The sequence below is a fragment of the Sodalis sp. dw_96 genome, assembly GCF_018449575.1.
In the GTDB taxonomy this organism is placed as follows: Bacteria; Pseudomonadota; Gammaproteobacteria; order Enterobacterales; family Enterobacteriaceae; genus Acerihabitans.
This window is the reverse complement of the sequence record NZ_JAAVUT010000044.1, coordinates 1-3,782: the sequence shown is the minus strand read 5'-3', so window position 1 is coordinate 3,782 and position 3,782 is coordinate 1. Positions and strand designations below refer to the sequence as shown.

Below are 3,782 nucleotides of genomic sequence, written 5' to 3'. Positions count from 1 at the left end.
GGCTAAGGCGATACGTCCGCCATCTATCATTCAGTCAAATAATAAAGAGCGTGCCTTAAGGGCTTCGGTTAAAACCCATAGTAAATGTTATAAACAGGAGTGAATGTTACTTAATAATAAATATAAATTATTATAAACTCTTATATATACATTAATGAATGAATGTACAAGCAAAAATAGAAATGCAGGGGATTATTAAAAGAATGATTGGTATATTGTTTTTAAAATTATAGTCATACCACCTCCAATTAATAAAAATAAAATTCCCGAAAATTTCAAATTTTTTTTTAAGATATTGACATTCATGTATTACATTAAGTAGTATTTACAGCAATAGAATGTATAACAACGAGCCATGCCATTTCATCTTGAAAATACGGGCAAACGCAATTATGGTGGTTTCCATAAGTAATGAAGATCAATTATTTTTGGTAATGTTAGGGGAACGGATAACCCGTTTACGTAAAGCTCAGAGCATGACGCAATTACAAATGGCCAATGTGCTGAATGTCTCTCAACAAACCATTCAAGCGTGGGAGGCCGGGCGACGGAGGATACAAATACAAGTACTACCGAAAGTCGCAGAATTACTTTCGGTTACATTGGATGAATTATTTAGTGAAGAACCGGCAAAGTTAGCGTGTAAAAGTAGTCCCTTACCAAAGTGACAGCAACATATTGAGGCCATCGACCGCTTACCTAAGGCGCAGCAAAAGGTGGTCACAGGGTTACTCAGTGCAATCTTGGCATAAGCGCAGAATGAAGATCAGGAACTGATAAAATATTAACGCGGACTGAAAGTGCAGCAACACCTTCAATCCGCTCACCACTACCAACTAAGTAGGAGTTGATTATGGCTACGAATGATTGTAAATCAGAATCCGTTATTTCCAAAGCACAGCGACGGCTAAAGGTGGGGTATATCAGTGTCCGGCATGAGACGCGGGCAACCCGGATGACAACTTACTACAGCCGTAGCCCCAGTCTTCATCTCAAGGGCAAGTGGCTTGATGAGGCGGGGTTTCCCACCGATCAAGCCGTGCGGGTGATGGTGGAGCCGGGAAGGCTGGTGATATTGACTGAAGCGAAGTGACGGGCTGGCGCTCAAGAAGAAGCTGGCGGGAGAGTCGTGCTAAATAGGCCCAGGAGAAAAACCCCCGGTATAAAGCCGGGGGCAATTGCCTGATCTAGTTAATATTTCCAAATAACCCCTGTATAAAAACCAAATTCCGAATCCGCAATAGGCTCCGAGATAACTACCTAATTTTGCGGCTTCAATCACATTCGGCAGTTTTAGCTCATTCGTAACTAGCCACATACCGAAAGGGAAAACGACGGCAAAGCTCAGGGAGGAATTGATAACAAGCAATAATAATGAAATAAATTTATTTTTCATGAGCTTTATCACTGTTCATCTCCTTTTGTATGGAGTTCCCTGAAAATTCTTGTAGCCCAGTGCCCATTACCTGCCCGTAAACTCCAGGAGCGGGGGCTTATACTCGATTCTTTAAATAAATAACCCGGCCCGAACGTCGTTTCGCTATATTTCAAGGCGTTTTTGCTGGCCGACATGCCAAAGTGCTCTTTGACAAGTTTAGCTTCCCAGGGGCGCGTGATAGCCGTCCCCAAACCATAGCCTAGAGCTGTCCCCGCCGCCGCTCCCATCAGGGCCGGCTTAGAAACTTCCCCGTTTACATGACTACTAAAATAAGCTCCGCCCACATTCAATATGACATTGGAGTTGAGTGGTTTTCCTACCCCGGCGGTCCCACTCACACCAGACGCGAAGAAACTCGTGTAATCAAATATATCGCCTGTTTTTCCCTCTAACAGTTGTATGCCGCCATTAGCACCCAGACTCATAGCGGCACCGGTGGCTTTTGCGGTGATGGTGGCTGATTTGGTAAGGGCCGATTTTGCCGTTCCTGCCAGACCCAGGACATTTTCCGGCTCGGCAACAAATGACCCCGGGCGGTTCCAGCTATCCGTATTTTTATGGATAGACTCTAGGGCTTTAGTATTTTCCGTCTGTATCACACCACGGATATCATCATCCCTAATCGACGCACCAAACCAGTCCGGCATCCATTTCGGCCTGGAGGCGGCATCAATTCCCGTGTCGGCCAGCTGTTTTTGATAGCTCGCACAGGTGAGGGAACTGTCTTCGCACACCTGCTGAAGTTCTTCGTTGCGTCGGGCATTTAAATGCGCGTATTTATCCACAACAGGGCTGCAGTTGCCACCGGAAGCCAGCCTGGCAAGTCTGCCACATGTTTCAAAGGCCCGGCCTTCATCCCCGTTCATGTAGTCACGCTAAATTACCATCACAAAATTACACATATAATTATATGATTTATTTTATTTTTTTACTTTTAGCTTGGATTTTGTCCAAATTCCAATACCACAGATCAGACCTGCTATACATCCTTTTGTTAAAAAGGATGTAATAGTTCCGGCAAAATCGAAAAAAAAACGACCTATTTTCAAAAAGACCAAAATAGAAACTGCCAAACTACCAACAATCTCAGCACAAAAAAAAACAAACACACAGCAAAAAATGAGAATGATTAATTGCTTAAAATCATTTAGTTTCATTCTCGCTTTCCAAGTCCAGAGTGGTCTTTACACCGCTGCTAACTTTCTCACTAAGGTAAGAACCTACAACCGCCCCCATCAAATCAGCTGTGCTTTCTTTGACCATACCTGCCGCTTTATCAGTTACCCCTTTTGTAACTTTACTTCCCACAAAAGATCCTAATCCAGCACCCAACACAGCATTAGTCGGCTCCTCACCTTTAGCCGCACTACCTAAAGCAGCGCCGGCCATATTAATCACAGCGGATTGCTTTAAGCTTTTACCTGTCGACGACGCTGCGGTGACACCTGCCATCACCGCATCAACATAACTAAAGGGGTCCTTTCCATTAAGCTGGACAGCTGTATTAACACCAACGCCAATCGCAGCATTGGTTGCCATCCCCGTTTTGATTGAATTCCCCAGCGGACCCAGACCATACGCAAGTATAGGATCCCCCATGCTCGCATTAGATGTATGGTAGCCCCAGGTATTCATAATGGTTTGGGCTTTCTGCTGCGCTTCATTCTTGGGAGCTGACTTCAGGTAATCTTGCCCCGTCAGCATGCCGGTGATCAGCTCTCTTGTCACCGTATCACCGTGTAGGGTCTGCATTTCGGCTGCGTAAATTCTTAGATAGCTGTTAAGTTCATTGCGTTCATCCGATGTCATTGCTGTCGGATCTTTTTTGAACTGGGCAACCAGCGCATCACTGCGCTTATCGGCATTCTCCAACTGCAAATACTCTTTGGCGGTTTGCAGCGTCATGTCGCCCTGTATGATTTTATCCGCCAACTCGTCCCGTTTTGTTGCGGAGGGCGTGCTTAAGAAATTATTATTCACCGCATTCTTCCCTGCCTGCGCTCCGGCCACCACATCTCCCCCACCCGTCCCTGTCAATCCGCCCGCCAGGCCGCCTACCAGGGTGCTCCAGGCGCTGACCGTCTCTTTCTGCGTTTCCGTCAACTGTCCCAGTTCGATGCCCGGATACAGATACTGGCTGATACCCTTGGCCGCCACTTCGGCGCTTAGCGCCCCCGCGCCGCCCGCCAGGGCGCTGTGCCCTTGCAGGTGCGAGAGCATGGCTCCCGCCACCGCATGGGCGGTGATGCGGGCCGTGTCGGTTTTAAAACGCTCTTTTATCTCTGTGGCCACATAGGGCGCCGCCAGCCCGGCTAACGCCTGCCCCGGATTGCCGCCCGCCAGT

At 47.0% G+C, this 3,782-nt stretch carries 5 protein-coding genes; 2 read left to right on the top strand and 3 right to left on the bottom strand.

Annotation, left to right across the window (positions count from 1 at the left end; all coding sequences use genetic code 11):
* Positions 1–338: 338 nt before the first annotated feature.
* Positions 339–668: a helix-turn-helix transcriptional regulator gene (locus HB631_RS26665; RefSeq protein ID WP_345945734.1), complete on the top strand. Its 330-nt coding sequence runs from the start codon at positions 339–341 to the stop codon at positions 666–668.
* Positions 669–853: 185 nt separating this feature from the next.
* Positions 854–1,093 (top strand): SymE family type I addiction module toxin, encoded by a 240-nt coding sequence (locus HB631_RS26660; protein ID WP_213994192.1) that lies wholly within the window; start codon positions 854–856, stop codon positions 1,091–1,093.
* 311 nt (positions 1,094–1,404) lie between these two features.
* Here the strand turns inward: HB631_RS26660 and HB631_RS26655 are convergent, their stop codons facing one another.
* The 3 genes from HB631_RS26655 to HB631_RS26645 form a co-directional block, all read right to left on the bottom strand.
* Positions 1,405–2,304, bottom strand: coding sequence for a hypothetical protein (locus HB631_RS26655; RefSeq protein ID WP_213994191.1), 900 nt, complete (start codon positions 2,302–2,304; stop codon positions 1,405–1,407).
* A 54-nt stretch (positions 2,305–2,358) separates the two neighbouring features.
* Positions 2,359–2,595 carry a hypothetical protein gene (locus HB631_RS26650; protein ID WP_213994190.1) on the bottom strand — a complete coding sequence of 79 codons (237 nt, stop codon included), beginning with the start codon at positions 2,593–2,595 and terminating at the stop codon, positions 2,359–2,361.
* On the bottom strand, positions 2,582–3,782 hold a 1,201-nt coding region (locus HB631_RS26645; RefSeq protein WP_255557338.1), incomplete at its 5' end, for a VENN motif pre-toxin domain-containing protein. The genes HB631_RS26650 and HB631_RS26645, both read right to left, overlap by 14 nt.